Origin of the sequence: Prevotella sp. Sow4_E9_plate, assembly GCF_052116205.1 — a bacterium.
Lineage (GTDB): Bacteria > Bacteroidota > Bacteroidia > Bacteroidales > Bacteroidaceae > Prevotella.
The window spans coordinates 16,117-33,000 of the sequence record NZ_JBQKLN010000033.1 but is presented as its reverse complement, the minus strand read 5'-3'; the positions used below and the strand labels follow the sequence as shown (position 1 = coordinate 33,000).

The 16,884-nt window shown below is 45.8% G+C and carries 13 protein-coding genes; 7 read left to right on the top strand and 6 right to left on the bottom strand.

Annotated elements, in window-relative coordinates:
- Positions 1 to 149 precede the first annotated feature (149 nt).
- Positions 150 to 2,231 carry an HDIG domain-containing metalloprotein gene (locus tag ACTQ53_RS12235; protein WP_295348192.1) on the bottom strand — a complete coding sequence of 694 codons (2,082 nt, stop codon included), beginning with the start codon at positions 2,229 to 2,231 and terminating at the stop codon, positions 150 to 152.
- A gap of 110 nt (positions 2,232 to 2,341) precedes the next feature.
- Between ACTQ53_RS12235 and gltX the strand changes: the two genes are divergently transcribed.
- Positions 2,342 to 3,859 carry a glutamate--tRNA ligase gene (gene gltX / locus ACTQ53_RS12230; RefSeq protein WP_441933178.1) on the top strand — a complete coding sequence of 506 codons (1,518 nt, stop codon included), beginning with the start codon at positions 2,342 to 2,344 and terminating at the stop codon, positions 3,857 to 3,859.
- A 110-nt stretch (positions 3,860 to 3,969) separates the two neighbouring features.
- Positions 3,970 to 5,241, top strand: coding sequence for a 3-deoxy-D-manno-octulosonic acid transferase (locus ACTQ53_RS12225; protein WP_441933193.1), 1,272 nt, complete (start codon positions 3,970 to 3,972; stop codon positions 5,239 to 5,241).
- Between the two features lie 102 nt (positions 5,242 to 5,343).
- Here ACTQ53_RS12225 and ACTQ53_RS12220 read toward each other — a convergent pair whose 3' ends face one another.
- Positions 5,344 to 5,619 carry a hypothetical protein gene (locus ACTQ53_RS12220; protein ID WP_294969659.1) on the bottom strand — a complete coding sequence of 92 codons (276 nt, stop codon included), beginning with the start codon at positions 5,617 to 5,619 and terminating at the stop codon, positions 5,344 to 5,346.
- A 719-nt stretch (positions 5,620 to 6,338) separates the two neighbouring features.
- On the opposite strand from ACTQ53_RS12220, the gene ACTQ53_RS12215 reads away from it, so the two are divergent.
- The 3 genes from ACTQ53_RS12215 to ACTQ53_RS12205 all read left to right on the top strand — a co-directional run bounded on the left by ACTQ53_RS12215 (position 6,339) and on the right by ACTQ53_RS12205 (position 9,973).
- Positions 6,339 to 7,049 carry a helix-turn-helix domain-containing protein gene (locus ACTQ53_RS12215; protein WP_441933176.1) on the top strand — a complete coding sequence of 237 codons (711 nt, stop codon included), beginning with the start codon at positions 6,339 to 6,341 and terminating at the stop codon, positions 7,047 to 7,049.
- Between the two features lie 191 nt (positions 7,050 to 7,240).
- Positions 7,241 to 8,467 carry a carcinine hydrolase/isopenicillin-N N-acyltransferase family protein gene (locus ACTQ53_RS12210; RefSeq protein ID WP_441933174.1) on the top strand — a complete coding sequence of 409 codons (1,227 nt, stop codon included), beginning with the start codon at positions 7,241 to 7,243 and terminating at the stop codon, positions 8,465 to 8,467.
- Between the two features lie 12 nt (positions 8,468 to 8,479).
- Positions 8,480 to 9,973, top strand: coding sequence for a hypothetical protein (locus ACTQ53_RS12205; protein ID WP_441933172.1), 1,494 nt, complete (start codon positions 8,480 to 8,482; stop codon positions 9,971 to 9,973).
- Between the two features lie 315 nt (positions 9,974 to 10,288).
- Here ACTQ53_RS12205 and ACTQ53_RS12200 read toward each other — a convergent pair whose 3' ends face one another.
- The 4 genes from ACTQ53_RS12200 to ACTQ53_RS12185 form a co-directional block, all read right to left on the bottom strand.
- On the bottom strand, positions 10,289 to 10,813 hold the full coding sequence (locus ACTQ53_RS12200) for a nitroreductase family protein (RefSeq protein ID WP_441933170.1): 525 nt from the start codon (positions 10,811 to 10,813) through the stop codon (positions 10,289 to 10,291).
- Between the two features lie 76 nt (positions 10,814 to 10,889).
- Positions 10,890 to 12,092, bottom strand: coding sequence for a MalY/PatB family protein (locus ACTQ53_RS12195; protein WP_295348181.1), 1,203 nt, complete (start codon positions 12,090 to 12,092; stop codon positions 10,890 to 10,892).
- 263 nt (positions 12,093 to 12,355) lie between these two features.
- Positions 12,356 to 13,210: a DUF3737 family protein gene (locus tag ACTQ53_RS12190; protein ID WP_441933167.1), complete on the bottom strand. Its 855-nt coding sequence runs from the start codon at positions 13,208 to 13,210 to the stop codon at positions 12,356 to 12,358.
- Positions 13,211 to 13,432: 222 nt separating this feature from the next.
- The gene (locus tag ACTQ53_RS12185) at positions 13,433 to 14,425 is read right to left on the bottom strand and encodes a malate dehydrogenase (RefSeq protein WP_270531200.1); all 993 of its coding nucleotides are present in this window, start codon (positions 14,423 to 14,425) and stop codon (positions 13,433 to 13,435) included.
- 306 nt (positions 14,426 to 14,731) lie between these two features.
- On the opposite strand from ACTQ53_RS12185, the gene ACTQ53_RS12180 reads away from it, so the two are divergent.
- On the top strand, positions 14,732 to 16,519 hold the full coding sequence (locus ACTQ53_RS12180) for an aminopeptidase P family protein (protein ID WP_295348176.1): 1,788 nt from the start codon (positions 14,732 to 14,734) through the stop codon (positions 16,517 to 16,519).
- Positions 16,520 to 16,657: 138 nt separating this feature from the next.
- Positions 16,658 to 16,849, top strand: a complete 192-nt coding sequence (gene rpsU / locus ACTQ53_RS12175) for a 30S ribosomal protein S21 (RefSeq protein WP_006848852.1) — start codon at positions 16,658 to 16,660, stop codon at positions 16,847 to 16,849.
- The last annotated feature ends 35 nt before the right edge of the window (positions 16,850 to 16,884 follow it).

Genomic DNA, 16,884 nt, shown 5'->3' with positions numbered 1-16,884 from the left:
AACAAGAATGTTCTATTTTACTGTCGTTTGGCGTGTTTATTTAAAGTATATTAACGCAAAAAGCCCATTAATCTGCACAGAAGTTAATTTGTGTGCAAAATAATAGGCTCATTGTTGCCGTTTTGGGGGATTGCCTTACATGGCGTTTTCTATGCCTTGGCTGTTGTTGCACTCTTGGCATCTCCATTTAAATGAGGATAGGAGATGCGAGTGTGGTAAATTGCCTTCAAACGTTCGATAAGAACCTGTTTGGCAAGAGCTATATCGCGGAATGTAATCGGACATTCCTTGAAGAAACCATCAGCTACCTGACCATCAATCAACTTGTTCACCAGGTTGCTGATGCTTTCCTCGGTATATTCATGCATTGAACGGGAGGCAGCTTCTACAGTATCTGCCATCATCAATATCGCCTGTTCACGGGTGAAAGGGTTAGGACCCGGATACTGGAACAGGGATTTATCAACCACCTCTGTAGGATGGGCATTGCAATAGTTGACATAGAAAAATTTGGTGATTCCCATGCCATGATGCGTAGTAATGAAGTCTTTGATGATGCCCGGTAAGCCAACCTTCTCTGCCATCTTCAAGCCTTCGTATACGTGATTGATGATGATTTGTGCACTTTCCAGGTCACTCAGCTGGTCGTGTGGATTTACGCCAGCCTGATTTTCGGTAAAGAAAACCGGGTTGGTCATTTTTCCGATATCGTGATAGAGGGCTCCTGTACGTACCAGCAGACTGTTTGCCTCGATGCGGTTGGCGATTTCTGCAGCCAGGTTACCTACGGTGATGGAATGCTGGAAGGTACCCGGTGCTATCTCACTCAGATTGCGGAGCAGTCCCTTGTTGGTGTTTGACAACTCGAAGAGCGTCACGTTGGAGGTGAATCCGAACATCTTTTCGATGATATACATCAGCGGGTAAGACAACAGGAGGAAAATACCGTTGATGGTAAAATAGGTGTACATATTGCGATCGATATTGAACACCTGATTATCCTGCATCAGCTGAAGTGCAAAGTATACCACGCCACTGGCAAGGGCAACCAGCAAGGCTGTGATGAATATTTGAGAACGCTTGGAAAGTTCGCGTAACGTATAGATGGCAACCAGACCGGAAGCCAACTGTACGATGATAAACTCGTACTGGTATTTTACGGCTGCCGCACAGATAAGTATCATCGTGACATGGGTGATGAATGCCGTACGCGAATCCATGAAGACGCGCACGAATATTGGTGTCATGGCAAATGGGATGATATAAACGCTGAAGAAGTTATGACTCATGATGAGTGAAACAAAAATAGGGAACAGCGTTATCATCGCATAGAGCATGGTGATGCTGCGGGGCTTGTCGAAATAGTCTTTCCGGAACAGGCTGAGGTAGCTGGTGAACATGATGACCAGGATGAAGACGAAAAGAATCTGACCGATGATGGTTGTCGTGATTTCGTCTGCTGTAGAACTTCGGCGCTTCATCTCTTTGTCAAAAGAACAAAGCACACGGTAGGTGTTGTCGGTAATCACTTCACCACGGTCTATGATTTTCTGACCGCTCATCACCATGCCACTGGCGAGCGGAATACTGCTGAGCATATCATTCTTCTCGGTTTCACTTCGTTCTTTGTCGTAAATGAGGTTTGCCTCGATATAATTATTAAGGTTGCAGCGTGACAGAATCTGGCGCTGGGCGGCTATCCTTTCGTCGAAGAATATTCGCTCGTAGGCAGCAATGGTAGAATAGAAACTGCCGATAGGGACGCTACGGACATTCTTTCCGCTGATGATGCGAATCATGCTCGTGGAGTCTTTATAGATACGGTTGTATTCCGGGGTATTGATGATTCCGGTTTGATAGATTTTGTGCAGCTGCTGGGCTATGAGCTCAACATACTCTTTAGGCAGTCCGGGAATGCCCTGGCTGAAGTCGTGTCGGAACCGGTGCACCTGTACATTTTCCGTATTAGGATTGACGGTATAATAAGGCAGAAACTGTTTCAGCAAAGAGTCTTGCTCATGCTTGATAGATTCATCTGTCTTGTAAATAGGAAAATCAAATTTTGCGATGACGGAACCGTACATCCAAGGCTTTCCTACATCATACCGATACTGTCTTCCTTCATTGTGTGGCAAGAACCAAACAATGATGGCAACGGTTACGCAGATAAGAACTGCTTTTGTGGCAAAATTACGCCAATAATTGTGTTCTGGGTTGTTGAATATGCTCATTTTCGTCTAATTATTCTATTTACAGTGCGAAAATACGAAAAAAAACTATTATAATCGCAAAAAAAGATGTAAATTTGCAGAAAAATTTGAAATAAGCTATAAAATAAGACATGACAGATAGAAAAGTAAGGGTGCGTTTCGCCCCAAGTCCTACAGGTGCATTGCACATTGGTGGTGTTCGTACCGCCCTCTATAATTATTTGTTTGCTCGCCAGCATGGTGGTGAGCTTGTGTTCCGTATTGAGGATACTGACTCTCATCGTTTCGTTCCTGGAGCTGAGGAGTATATCCTGGAATCTTTCAAATGGCTCGGCATCCAGTTTGACGAGGGTGTGAGCTTCGGTGGTGAGCATGGTCCTTATCGCCAGAGTGAGCGTCGCGACATCTATAAGAAGTATGTGCAGCAGCTCCTGGACAACGGCAAGGCTTACATCGCTTTTGATACTCCAGAGGAGTTGGAGGCAAAGCGTGCCGAGATTCAGAACTTCCAGTATGATGCTCATACCCGTATGCAGATGCGCAACTCTCTTACCCTTTCCAAGGAGGAGGTAGATCAGCTCGTCGCTGATGGTAAGCAATATACTGTACGCTTCAAGATTGAACCGGGTCAGGAGATTCACGTGAACGATATGATTCGTGGCGATGTGAAGGTGATGAGCGATATCCTGGATGACAAGGTGCTTTATAAGAGTGCTGATGAATTGCCTACTTATCACCTGGCAAATATCGTGGACGACCACTTGATGGAAATCTCTCACGTGATTCGTGGTGAGGAGTGGTTGCCTAGTGCTCCATTGCACGTTCTCCTTTATCAGGCTTTCGGTTGGGAGGATACTATGCCTCGCTTCGCCCACCTGCCTTTGCTCCTCAAGCCAGAGGGTAAGGGTAAGCTCTCTAAGCGTGATGGCGATCGACTTGGTTTCCCTGTATTCCCATTGGAGTGGCATGACCCTAAGACGGGTGAGGTTTCTTCTGGTTATCGTGAGAGTGGCTACTTCCCAGAGGCTGTAGTCAACTTCCTGGCGCTCCTAGGCTGGAATCCTGGTACAGAGCAGGAAATCTTCTCTCTCGATGAGTTGGTGAAGGCATTCGATATCTCCCGTTGCTCTAAGGCTGGTGCCAAGTTTGACTTCAAGAAGGGCATCTGGTTCAACCATGAGTATATCCTCATGAAGAGTGACGATGAGATTGCCAATCTCTTTGCACCTATTGTGGCAAACAATGGTGTAGAGGAGACTCTGGACCGCGTAAAGCAGGTGGTACACATGATGAAGGACCGTGTGAACTTCGTCTATGAGTTGTGGCCATTGTGCTCATTCTTCTTCATTCCTCCTACAGAGTATGATGCAAAGACAGCCAAGAAGCGCTGGAAGGAGTATTCTGCACAGCAGATGACCGAACTCGCTGAGGTACTCGAGGGTATAGAGGATTTCTCAATCGAGGGTCAGGAGCCTATCGTGATGAAATGGGTAGAGGACAAGGGCTATAAGCTCGGTGATGTGATGAACGCCTTCCGCCTGACTCTTGTGGGTGAGGGTAAGGGCCCTGGAATGTTCGACATCTCTGCCTTCCTCGGTAAGGAGGAGACATTGCGTCGTCTTCGCAAGGCTATCGAAGTTTTGGGTTAATTCACAGATATAAATATCTCTCTGGGGAAATATGTTCTGCACATGTGGCGGCATTTTCCTCAGAGAGTTCACGTATTTATAGATAGTAACCAATATAAAGAAATATCATGATCTATAATATCGTAATCTATTTCGTCCTTTGGGGCATAGCCATAGCTAGCTTGTTTAATGAAAAGGTGCGCAAGATGTGGCGTGGCGAACGTGAGGCTTTCAAGATATTGAAGCAGAAGGTGGATCCTACAGCTAAGTACATTTGGTTTCATGCGGCTTCGCTCGGCGAGTTTGAACAGGGACGTCCTTTGATGGAACGCATCCGCAAGGAATATCCGCAGTATAAGATTTTGCTTACCTTCTATTCTCCTTCAGGTTATGAGGTGCGCAAGAACTATGAGGGTGCAGACATCATCTGTTATATGCCAGTAGATACCCGTCTGAATGCCATTCGTTTCCTCCGCCTTGTACGTCCTGTGATGGCTTTCTTCATCAAGTATGAGTTCTGGTCTAATTTTCTTCATATCCTGAAGCATCGCAATATTCCTACCTATAGTGTGAGCAGTATTTTCCGTGAGGATCAGGTGTTCTTCAAGTGGTATGGCAGGAGTTATGCTGGTGTGTTGAAGTGCTTTACCCGTTTCTTTGTTCAGAATGAGGAAAGCAAGCGATTGCTTGAAAGCATCGGAATCACTGATGTGGATGTGGTAGGAGATACCCGTTTCGACCGTGTGCTCCAGATTAAGCAGGCGGCAAAGCACTTGCCTATCTGCGAAGCTTTCAGAAGTGGGGTGGCTGGTTCTGATTCTGCTGCGTCTTCTGAGAAAGCATCTCATCCAGACTACAAGGTCTTTGTGGCTGGTAGTTCATGGCCTCCAGATGAGGAAATCTTTATCCGTTTCTTCAATGAGCATAAGGATTGGCGACTGCTGATTGCTCCTCATGTGATTGCCGAGGAGCATCTGAAGCTGATTCTTTCTCTCTTGAAGGATAAGAAGGTGGTACGCTATACGCAGACTACCCCTGAGGAGGCAGCCAAGGCTGATGTGCTGATTATCGATTGCTTCGGATTGCTGAGCAGCATGTATAATTATGGTGATGTGGCTTATATCGGCGGTGGTTTCGGTGTGGGTATTCATAATACTCTGGAAGCTGCTGTATGGAATATGCCGGTTATCTTTGGTCCAAACAACAAGAAGTTTCAGGAGGCTCAGGGCTTGCTGAAGTCGGGTGGCGGTTTTGAAATCAATACCTATGAGGACTTCGAGGGCTTGATGAGTTCCATGATGAACGATGCGGCTTTCCTGAAGCAGGCTGGTGATAAGGCTGGAGCCTTCGTAGCGAGTCTTTCGGGTGCCACCGGTAAGGTTTTGGCAAAGGTTAAATTATAATGTATAAAAGGATTACATTACTAAGGTTTCCCATCCCAGTTTATAGGGCATTTTTGAGTCCTTAATGTTCCATCAATCCCTATAAACAGGGCATTTTAACGGTTACCTAAAAAGTTTTTTATGCCACTTCTTTTCCATTTTCGCCAATCCTACAAGATGCAAGGCTCCTTTGCCAAGCTTTCTAACTTCGGCGATGAGATATTCACAAGTAAACCAGCTGTCACAAAGAACATACTTGGCTCGCAGGCACTTATGACTCCAAGCTCTCTTTATCATGTCAACGGCAACCTTCAGTTTCGATTCCGTAGACTCGTTAAAGCGGATGGCGTTTGGGTTCTCGGCATTACGCTGTTTGGCAAAACGGGTAAAAAGTGCCATTAAATTGGTTCGCTATGAACTTTTAATACTTAATATGTTTGATAACTCAGAAAAATTGCTTAATTTTGCATCCACAACAGTTACTCTTTAAATCGTTGTTTTTGTTCTTTAGCGATTACAAAGATACAACTTTTTATCGAGAAACTGTTATTTTCACCCCATTATTTTTGGGAGGGAAACTTTTGTTAATAACAAATTACACGCTTAGTTGCGGAATTAAGGCATAAATCATAAATTTGCACTTGCTAATTGACTCCGCCATACAGATATTGACAAACAACATTTATCGCAACATCATGATTTCTCCAAATTACACATTATACGACAATTCCCTCGGCATAGCTCTTGTGCTGATGCTGTTCTTTGCTTTCTATTTTCTTTTGGCAAAGACACCCGACAAGCGCATCTTCAGCAATTATCTCATGTCGCGTCGCCTCATGGCCGGAGCGCTGCTGGCACTGTCAGCCAATTATTCGGTGCATTTATTTGTGGCTCCCCGGTTTCTTTGGAAAGAGGCAGCCATCATGATGAATCTCTCCACCTATTACCTTACTTACTGGCTCTTCAACTGCGCCTTCATGGTACTGCTCAAGCCCCATTACTTTACAGTGAGGCGGTTCCTTATGCATATCGCTGGATGGCTGGCCTACGTTCTTCTCTCCATTGTGCTGTTGTTGGGCGTGTCAAAGGGAACAATGCAACATGCCGCAATTGCACTCATGGCACTTTGGCTTATTGCCTACGGCATCTGTCTTTCACGCAACATCATCCTCACATACCGCCGTGCCGTGCGACTGTTCGACGACATGCACTCAGAGGACATCGGCGCCTACATCCACTGGATGTCCATCTTCACATGGTGGGCGCTGATATATGGCGTTGGCTGCGGACTGCTCACTTTCCTCCCCGACCGCTTCGTTTTCCTTTGGATTTTGTCGAGCATTCCTTTCTACATTTATCTTTACTGCTCCTATCTGAACTATCTGCTTTTTTACGAACAGGTGGAAAGTATTTTAGAGAAAGAGATGATGGAGGAAACAAGCCAAACGCTTAACTGCAATGAACATGATGATGCGCTCCTTCCAACTTATCACGCCACCATCAAGGAGCGGTTGGACAAGTGGATTACTGCCGACGGCTATACCCGTCAAGGGCTGACCATTGAGGAACTGGCAGCCACACTCGTAACCAACCGCACCTACCTCTCATCATACATCAAGATGGTTTATCACGTGTCATTCCGCGAATGGATTGCCGAACTCCGCATTGCCTACGCCAAACAACAGTTGGCGCAGCATCCGGAACTGACGGTCGCCGCTATATCCGAGGCATCGGGGTTTCTTTCGCTGAGCTATTTCACGAAGATATTCACGACGAAAGAAGGCTGTCCGCCGTCCAAATGGCGAAAGAGGGCTATCGCAAATGGCTGAGGCCAAAGTTGCGCTATCCACAATTTTTGCTCTATCAGCAAACTTAGCTATTGCGCTAACAGCAAGTTTTTGTTCTACGCACAAAAATCTCTGTTCCACAGAGGATTGGACTTTCGTATGTCTTAAACATTTCGTATCTTTGCCGACACCAACCGGTGCGAATATTAACAAATATCACAAATATGACAAATATGACAAAGAAACAAATGCTAAAGAAAAGATGCTCCAACACTGTTCTCACACGCAACTTGTTGTCAGTAGCGTGCGTGATTATTGCAATCCTTACAACTTCGTGCGGCAATGATGACAACGATGCTCCGACCGTCATCACACACAATCCAGCAGCCTTCATCAAAGACGACGGCAAATTGGCAATGCTGCATGCCATGAGGGATGTTGACGGGACCGGCCGACTGTACGAAATCGACTATACGGCCGATTACAGACTGGATGACGTACTGAAGGCCGGTTACACACAAACCAACCAGCTCTTCAGCTACATCGCCTACCTGCTCTATGACAGTATTCCTAAAAGTCAGGCAAAGGTCTCTCTTGGCACAGGCTGTAGCGCCTTCGCTGCACCTGAGCGTCAAAGCGGCAACTTCATGATGGGACGCAACTACGACTACCGTCATTCCACTGCCGACGGAAAGAGCTACAAGTCAATAGCGGCCATCTTAGTGCATACGGCACCGGCTGGCGGGAAGCGGTCCATTTCGATGGTCGATGGCATGAACTTAGGCTATGGCAAGGGGTTCTATACCGATGGAACAACTGATCTCTCACTCTTGATGGGACTGCCTTATGCCGCCCTCGACGGCATCAATGAGGACGGCTTTGCCATCGGTGTGCTGTCACTTAACGAGAACCAGACCAACCAGCAGACAGGCAAGCCGCGCATTGGTACGACGACAGCTATAAGAATGTTGCTCGACAAGGCCTCAACCGTGAATGAGGCCATACAGCTCCTGGGCAGTTACGATATGGACATGCGCGGCAGCGGACGCGGCAACTACCACTACTTCATGGCCGATGCCACTGGCGACTATGCCATTGTGGAATATACCCGTTCCAAAGGCGAGACCACACCGAGAGTAATGGAGGTGCTGAAAGGGAACGACACCCTGCGCTGTGTCACCAATTTCTATGTCTCGCCGACGATGGTTGGCACTACCGACGGCTGGGGATCAAAACACGGCAAGGTGCGTTATGATACACTGAGAAACACCCTGCGTGCCAACAACTATGTACTGAAAGCGGCCGATGCCATGCCGCTGCTTCAGGCCGTCTCACAGCCTCCGACCGAGGAACTCACGTCGCAGACCCAATGGTCAGCCCTCTACGACCTTTCTGAAAAGACGCTCCGTCTGTCCATTCTTCGCGAATATGGCAAGACGTTTAACTTCAAGATAAAATAATTTAACACTGGCATGATGAACAAGACCTTATTCAAACTTATTCCGGCACTAAGGCAAGCCAATTGCTTTCATTGGCTAGCTATCATGCTGATAATCCCTGCCTTCTTTGTAACAGGTTGCTCAGACGACGCAGCATCCCCGGGAGGCAGCGGGGCTGAGACGGCTGACTCATCCGCTATCTCACTGACCTACCACCACTTCACGGCATCCAATGATGTCATTATCCTAAATGCCGACACCACACGGATTGCTGTCAGCAAGGCATTGGCCGACAAGATGGGCATCACCCGCTTCTCTGGCAGACCAATGGCGGTATGGCAAAAAGTGAACAGCCTTCCTTACATCCGGCGCGTCACATCTGAAATGCTGGATAACGGCCGCTATGTGCTCACTGTTGACAAGAGCGCTTCGTTGGCAGACGTACTGCCGGAGGATGCGGAGATAAATTTCGATACAAAAATCCATGTCAACCATCAAGCCGCAAAAGCCTGGACGCGCGCCGGTGGCACCAATGCTGTTGAAGACATGTCCGCCCGATATATGGAGGGAGACACCATCCATCCGGCAGTTATCCTCTATACCGACAATGGTGGCGCTGGAGAGGACGTGCAGGTGACGGAAGACATGGCACTTGCACGCAGCCAGTTCACCCGGGCCTCCGGGACGGACGGCTATGCTTATGCAACGGCAGAGGATCTGGACAAGTCTGACATCGACTGGGCTATTGTCAATAAGGATGTCACGCTGAAAGCAAACATCAAGTTGGATTCAAAAGCGGATGCGAGCATCGGACTGAAAGTTCCCGTTAAGGCAAAGGTCAACGCCAAGCTGCAATTAAAGACCGGCTTCTCGTTTAAGAAAGGCATAACGTTAAAGAAATTTGATGCCGGTGTCTATGGCGGACTCGCTTTCAAGCCCGAAATGAACTTGAATGTTGGCAAGAGCCTTACATTGCCAAAAGACAAGTTCACCCAGCGGCTGATAAGTTTTCCCGGCTATACCGCGGTCTTCATGGCTGGCATTGTCCCCGTGAGCATCACTTTCAGTCCTGGTGTCATTTTCAAGGTTGACGGTACGCTGACAGGCAGCCTCAGCACCGGCCTGTCGTATAGGTTTGAGAATAAACTCAAGGCCGGTGTCCTCTATGAGGGCTCATGGAAGGCCTATGGTGAATACAGGCAGATAGAGAACAAGTTTTCCATGGATGTCATCAAGGGCAACGTGAACTTGAGAACAGGCATAGGCTTCTATGTCTCTTGCGATGCGATGATCTACGGTTTCGCCGGTCCGGAAATCGCTGTCGGCCCGCGGTTAGGACTTGATGCCGATGCTTCCATCACGGTGCCGGCAAAAGGTGATCCGACATTCGCATTCAATGCAAGCCTGAAATGCGGGGTGCAGTCACTGATAGGCGCAAAACTGAAGATTTGGAAGTGGACGCTGGCTGACTGGAATACTACTTTCGCCATATCGCCCCAATGGACAATTTGGCAATATAAGACATGATTTCCGGCTTTATCAGCATTCCCTATTCCACATGATTCATCCCATGAGTCTTAATTTTGCATCCATAACAGTTACTCTTTAAATCGTTGTTTTTTTTCTTTAGCGATTACAAAGATACAACTTTTTATTGAGAAACAGTTATTTTTACCCCATTATTTTGGGGTGGGAAACTTTAGTTACATTATATAATATATAGAATCTTATATATAAATAAAAGGTCTCATGGTTTTTGAAATCATGAGACCTTTTTTTTGATGTTTGGCATAGAATTCTATTTGTTTCCTTCCATGCTTGCATTGTTCTTTTTGCTTTTTTTTATTTGATGATGCGGTAGTAATCCTCCTTGCGAGGCTTAACGGTATGAGGATGAGCAGATGCGTAACCTAAAGCCAGAGCTCCTACTCCCATCAAACCTTCAGGAAGATTCCAATCCTTCATCAACTTCTTGCCTTCTTCTGATGCAAACATGCCGTCTTCACGGTTAATCCAGCAAGATGCAAGGCTGATAGAGTGGGCTGCAAGCATCATATTGCCCAAGATGAGGCTGCCGTCTTTTACTCCGTTCACATTACTTTCTGGAGCCAGGACGATGACGATGGTTGGCGCTCCGTAGTATGGATCACTCTCTACACCCATGATGTCTGCGTTCATCTTGCGAAGCTGTGCGCAAATCTCAGGATTCTGAACTGCTATGATGAATGGCTCCTGGGTTCCATGACCTGTTGCTGCCCATGTGCCGGCCTCCAATACAGTCTTCAACTCTTCGTCGGTAATCTGGTCTGCCTTGAAGCGACGAATGCTTCTTCTCTCCTTGATGGCTTTCAAAACTTCATTTTCCATATTATCTTGTTTTAAACATTGTATTTAGTATTCTTTTCTCTTTCTTCGCTCTTTTATGCAGGGCATCCGCTCTTTTTTATGCAGGGCATCCGCTCAAATCCTCTTCATCCATATACTGGCTTAGAACTCGTGCGATGCGAATCAAACCCTGCATCAGGGTCTTGCGAGGACAGGCGATGTTGAGGCGCAGGTAGCCCTGGCCTGCCTTCCTGCCATACATCGTACCGCTGTTGACGAATACCTTGCCATCATTCATCAGCTTCTCATAAGCCTCGTCGCTTGACAGTTCGAATGGCAGGATATCGAGCCATACCAGGTAGGTGCCTTCAAGGCGGGTAACGCGAACTTGTGGCAATTCGGTATTGAAGAATTCCTTTACTGCCTGATAGTTCTCGTAGAGATATTGGTTCAATTCATCCAACCATTCTTCTCCCTCATTGTAAGCTGCCTGGAGAGCGATAACGCCGAATGGGTTTACGTCACAAACCTCGTTGATGTTGATGGCACGGTTGATGCGGCGGCGCAATGTTGCATCCGGACTGATAATGTTGGCTATCTGAAGTCCTGCAATATTGAATGACTTTGATGGAGAATTCAATACTACGCAGTTGTCACGGCAAGCCTCGCTGATGCTGGCAAATGGAGTATACTGATAGCCAGGCATGATGAGTTCGCAATGAATTTCATCTGCGATGACCTTTACACCGTGCCTGAGACAGATGTCGTTTATTCGCTCAAGTTCCTCTTTCTTCCACACTCTTCCGGCTGGATTGTGAGGATTGCAGAGGATGAAGGCTGTGGTCTTCTCGTCGGCACATTTGCGCTCGAAGTCTTCGAAATCAATCTCATAAGTGCAGTTGCCCACACGTTTCAGTTCGTTTTCTACTACTTCGCAGCCGCTGTTTGTAATGCAGGAGAAGAAGCAGTTGTAGACAGGTGTCTGTACCAATACCTTTTCGCCAGGCATGCAGATGGCTTTCAGACAGCAAGAAATGGCTGGTACAACGCCTGAAGTATAGAGAATCCAGTCTTTCTCTATCTTCCACTGGTGGCGGCGGGAGAACCAGCTGATGATAGCCTCGTAATAAGAATCAGGTACGAGGGTATAGCCGAAGATGCCGTGAGCTACGCGCTTCTGCAGAGCTTCGATGATGCAGGGAGCAGTCTGGAAGTCCATATCTGCTACCCACATCGGAATAACGCCGTCTTCCTTCACCAGATCCCATTTGTATGAGTTGGTTCCACGACGTTCGATGATTTCATCAAAATTGTATTTCATATTTGTTTTCTATCTATGTTGTTTCTTCTATCTATATAGGATAAATCTCTTATTTATATAGGATGATTCTCTTTTTCTCCTAATCGAAATCTTCGTTCATAGACTTTGAATCTCCGTTCAAAGACATTGAACGTACATTCAAAGCTTTTGAACGGCCGTTCAGTGTCTATGAACGGAGATTTCAGTTAAGTGTAAGAATAATTAGTTATGGGAACCATAAGTAATTTACTTGATTGTTGTCATTTCTGTAATTACCTCTTAAACTATTTCGATTTATCTGTGATTTTACATGCACCCTTTGGCGCTTTGGCAAACTCAGTATATGTTACGCTTCCCACTTCGTCTGCCTCGATTCTTCCGGAGATGGGGTTCTTGATATTGGTGATACTTCCCTTAATCTGTGCATCGATGTTGGTGCAATCCTCGAAGGCACGGTCGCATTCCTTATCAAAGGTGCAATCCTCCAGAGTTACATGGTCCATGTAGCAGAGAGGCTGCTCGCCGCTGATGTCGCAACGTACGAACTTGATGTTCTTGCTGTGCCAGGCCAGATACTCACCATTCAGTTCCGAATCATAGACGGTTACATTCTCGCATTCCCAGAAACTGTCCTTGGTTGTAATCTTGGCGTTGTGAATCTCCACATTCCTGCAGTATTGGAATACATACTTGGAATCGCTCTCCAGTCCATCTACATAGATGTTCTTGGAAAACATGAATGGATAGGTGCCGTCGTGGAGCTTTACGTTCTTCAGTTTCAGTCCATCTACCTTCCAGAAAGTCTCGTCTGCATCCGTGATGTTGACGTTCTCCAAATCCAGATTCTTCATTTCGCGGAAGAACTTAGGACCATCGATGGTGCAGTCTTTCATCACCATATTATCACTATACCAGATGGCCGAACGGCTTTCTGGGGCGAAGTAGCAGTCTGTGATGAGGGAACCATCCACATGCCACCAAGGGTATTTGCCATAAAACTTGGAATGGTGGCATTCTATGTTTTGGCAGCACTTGATGCCCGATTCGCCATCTGTAATCGTAATATCTTCTAAACGCACATCGTGAGCACCGAAGAGAGGGCGCTCGCCTCCGAATGATTTGGTCTTTATCAATTCCATAATTTTCTATTATCCTTTTTTATTTGTTATTTCTGTTTGCAAAATTACAAAAATAATGCCAAAGTCGTATAACCTGATTTACTGAAAAGTGTAACTTTATGGCGTATTTGCGGATAAAGTTGCTGAAGGCAGGAAAAATGGAAATCAAAAAAGGCTGAATCATGAAGCATTTTCACGATTCAGCCCTTATCGAGTTAACTTCTAAAAATCCGAAGTGGAGAATTACAAGTTAGGGTTCATCTCTTTCCACTCAGCTACTGGAGGTACGATGCCAAGCTCTACGATCTCATCGCGCATCTTGCAAAGGTGCTCGTAAGACTTCTGGAGGCTAGCGAGCTCTTCCTCAGTACCTGTAGGCTCTGTGAAGTGAACACCAGTCTTGTCGATAGTAGTAGGCATAGCCATCATTACGTTCTTGAAACCGCACTTGTCGCAGTTTACATAGCAACCTGCTGGCAATGTGAACTTCTCACCACCCATAGCAGCCTCGATCATCTTAACTGCGTTGTAAGCTGGGCTCTGGAATGAAGAACGGCCACGGAGCTTGATGATGTTAGAACCACCCTGTACTGTGTGGTGCTTGATCTCCTCCCAACGCTCGTCAGAAAGACCCATCTCTGCCAATGGCTTGCCGTCAACCTTAACCTGAGAAGCAAATACTGCCATCTGCTCGCCGTGACCACCATAAGTGTGAGCACCAGTAACCTTATCCTGCTGTACACCGAACTCGAGAGCCAAAGCCTGCTGCAAACGAGTAGAGTCGAGAGCTGCGAGTGAAGTCAACTGATTTGGCTTCAAACCAGAGTGGATAAGAGCTGTCAAAGCTGTAACGTCAGCTGGGTTGAAGATAACAACTACATGCTCAACCTCTGGGCAGTACTTCTTGATATTATCACCGAACTCAGCAGCGATCTTGCAGTTACCCTTGAGAAGGTCCTCACGAGTCATACCCTCCTTACGAGGAGCACCACCAGAAGAGATGATGTACTTAGCGCCAGTAAAAGCTTCCTCTGGATTTACTGTATAAGTAACGTTAACACCAGGGAATGCGCACTGCTGAATCTCATCGAAAACACCGTGAACACCTGGCTCGAAGATGTCGTAGAGACAAATATTAGGAGTAAGACCGAGCATCAAAGCGCTCTGAACCATGTTTGAACCAATCATACCGCCTGCACCGACGATAACGAGCTTGTCATTTGTTAAAAATTCCATAACTACAATATTTTATTTAAGATGTTTATAAATTTCTTGCTTACTGAGTTGCAATGTGTTGCAACTTTTGTTTTGCTGGATTGTCATCAGATAAAAAGACCGTAAATCTCGCTCTTTTGGCTTTCCGACCGCAAAATTACTAAAAAGTAATGTAAAACGTGCATTTATTTCCGCTTAAATTTGTGATTAATTCTTAAAATTCGTATCTTTGTAATCTCTAATTAGCAAAATACTATATTTTCTTCTCTTTCCAGAGAGGAATGGTAGTAATAAACGAAATGCATAATTATAATAAAATGTGTGCCGATGAATATGATTAATCAAAGATTGGAAAGTTTAAGGGAGGTTATGAAGCGTGAGCATCTTGCTGCGTTCATTTTTCCTAGTACTGATGCTCATCAAAGTGAGTATGTTGCTGACCATTGGATGGGTAGGGCTTGGATATCAGGCTTTGATGGTTCTGCAGGAACAGCAGTCGTGACCATGCATTCTGCTGCGTTGTGGACAGACTCCCGCTATTTTCTTGCTGCTGAGGAACAGTTGAAAGGTACTGAGTTTCAGTTGATGAAATTGAAAATTCCGGGAACTCTTTCGATTGCAGAATGGCTGGGGAAGGAGCTGCAGGATGTAGACTCTCCAGAAGTGGGTTTGGACGGATGGGTTAATTCCTATTCCTCAACTTCTGGATTGATTGCTGATTTGCGTAAAGCAGGTGGCATCACGGTTCGTACCAATTTTGATCCGTTGGAGGAAATTTGGAAAGATCGTCCTTCCATTCCTTTGAAACCTGTAGAAATTCAGCCAATGGAATTTGCTGGTGAGGATGTTTCTTCTAAGATTAAGCGTATCAGACAGGCTTTAAGAGCTCAGCATGCTGATGGCATGTTGGTTTCTGCCCTGGATGATATCGCCTGGACTCTGAATCTGCGTGGTACTGACGTGCATTGCGTCCCTGTGTTTGTCAGCTATCTCCTGATAGCTTCGGACAAGGTGTCACTTTTTGTTGATGAAGCTAAAGTCAGCTCCGAGATACGTGCATATCTGGAATCCAACGGTGTCTCTATATATAAATATAATAAGGTGGAAGAGGGGCTGAAGGCTTATTCTGAATATAATATTCTCCTGGATGGTAACGAAACCAGCTATTATCTTTGGAAAGCAGTAAGATGTCAGGAGATAGTTCAAGCTTCTTCCCCAATACCGGCAATGAAGGCTGTGAAGAATGAGGCCGAGATAGCCGGATATCGTAGTGCGATGTTGAAAGACGGTGTGGCGATGGTGAAATTCCTCAAATGGCTGCTTCCGGCTGTTGAGGCTGGAGGGGAAACCGAAATCTCAATCGATAAGAAGTTGACTGCTTTGCGTGCAGAACAGAAATTGTTCCGTGATATCTCATTTGACACAATTGCTGGATATCAGGCTCATGGAGCTATCGTTCATTATGAGGCAACGCCGGAAACTGATATTCCTTTGAAGCCGGAGGGATTGCTGCTCCTTGATTCTGGTGCACAATATCAGGATGGCACTACCGATATTACCCGTACCATTGCTCTGGGGCCGATTACCGAGGAAATGAAACACATCTATACGTTGGTACTGAAGGCTCATATACAGTTGGAATTGGCTAAATTCCCTGATGGCGCTTCCGGTACTCAACTCGATGCTTTGGGACGAGAGTGCATGTGGAGAGAAGGATTCAATTTCCTGCATGGTACAGGTCACGGTGTTGGATCCTATCTGAGCGTGCATGAAGGACCTCACCAAATCCGAATGGAGTATATGCCGACTCCATTACGTGCCGGCATGACTTTGACGGATGAACCAGGACTCTATCTGGCGGGAAAGTTTGGAGTACGTATCGAAAACACAGTCTTGCTTTCCGATTATATGAAAACGGAATTCGGTAAGTTCTTACAGATAGAACCTCTAACCCTTTGTCCAATAGATACAGCACCAATTGATTTGACAATGCTCATGCCGGAAGAGCTGGCTTGGCTCAATGAATATCATGCTAAGGTGTATGCAGAATTGGCTCCTTATCTTGATGAAGAGGAGAAAAAATGGCTGGAAAATGCCACAAAAACCATAAAATGAAGGCGTTAAAACAAAAAAAACGTCTAAATTCTTGGTTATCTGAAAAATAAGATGTAATTTTGCACCCGCAAATTGTGGCATCATGCCCATTACGCAAGAAATAATATAAGTTTAACATTATAAATTAAAAGCAAAAAAATGATTATTGTACCAGTTAAGGACGGTGAGAACATCGAGAGAGCTCTCAAGAAGTTTAAGAGAAAGTTTGAAAAGACAGGTGTTGTTAAGGAGTTGCGTGCTCGTCAGCAGTACGACAAGCCATCTGTTTTGAAGCGTCTCAAGATGGAACACGCCATTTACGTACAGCAGTTGCGCGCAAACGAGGAATAATAGTAAAAAATCCTCAAAAAATTTGGTAGTTTGAA